The organism is Brevundimonas sp. CURTG3B2_SDJG, from assembly GCF_057364705.1.
Window position 1 is genome coordinate 1 of record NZ_JBNFOJ010000491.1, and the last position, 1,214, is coordinate 1,214.

Genomic DNA, 1,214 nt, shown 5'->3' on the forward strand with positions numbered 1-1,214 from the left:
GGGGCGCGGCCTGGGCGGGCCGATCGAAGGTGTTGGGGACCGAGCCGGCGGCCACCTGGCCTGCGCCGCCGCGGGCGAGAGGACCAGGGCGGCGGCGAATCAGAAGCGATTTCATGCATTCGTCTCCGGGAGCGGGATCAGACGATGGCGGGCCAAAAGCGACAGAACAAGGGCGGCCGCCGAAGCGCCGATCGCAACGGTGACGCCGACGATCACCCAGGCGGGCGTGCGGGTTTCGCGCAGGATGACGGTCTGGGCCTGGGGCGGGTTCTGCGCCAGCTTCGCCAACGCCTTCAGGGTCGCGCGCAGTTCGTCCAGGGCGTCGCGGATCTGGGCCTGGGGGCCCAGCTCTCGCCGGATCCAGCGTTCGACCACGGGCTGGGCGGCGGCCCACAGGTCGTGATCGGGGTTCAGTCGCCGCGCGACGCCCTCGACCGACACCATGGTCTTCTGCAGCAGGATCAGTTCGGGCCGCAGATGCATGTCGAACAGGTCGGTGATCTCGAACAGCTGGCCCAGCAGGCGACCCATCGACACCTGCGAGGCCTGTTTGCCGATGACGGGCTCGCCGACCGCGCGCAGCGCCTGGGCGAAGGCCTCGACCGAATGTTCGGGCGGCACGTAGCCAGCCTCGAAGTGGACGCGGGCGATGCGCTCATAGTCGCGGCTGATGAAGCCCCACAGGATTTCGGCCAGATAGCGCCGCTCGGACGGGCCCAGGCGCCCGACGATGCCGAAGTCGATCGCCGTCAGCTCGGCCGGCGCGTGGCAGAACAGGTTGCCCTCGTGCAGGTCGGCGTGGAAGGCGCCATGGTCCAGCGCCTGGGACAGGAAGGCGCGGACGACGTGGTCCGCCAGGGCGTTGACGTCCAGGCCGGTCTGCTCGACCGCGCGGGGGTCGGTCAGGGGCAGGCCCGGCGCCCACTCCAAGGTCAGGACCCGCTTGCCGACGCCGTCCCAGACCACGGCGGGGGCGGTCATGTGGCCGCCCAGGTCGCCGGCGCCCTTCCTCATGATCTCGCCCAGTTCGGAGGCGGCGGCGGCCTCGAGCCGCATGTCCAGCTCCAGCTGGAGCGCGCGGGCGATGGTCTCGACGAAGGCCGAGGGCTCCAGCCGGCGGGCCAGGGGGACGAAGCGCACCGCCAGGCCGGCGGCCAGGCGCATGGCGTCCAGGCCGTGGGCCACCCGCCGCTCGACCCCGGGACGCAGGACCT

The 1,214-nt window shown here is 72.0% G+C and carries 1 protein-coding gene; it reads right to left on the reverse strand.

The features are described 5' to 3' along the window. Positions 1–111 precede the first annotated feature (111 nt). A partial coding sequence (locus tag AC2W7C_RS18150) for an AarF/UbiB family protein (protein ID WP_486002599.1) occupies positions 112–1,214 on the reverse strand: 1,103 nt, incomplete at its 5' end.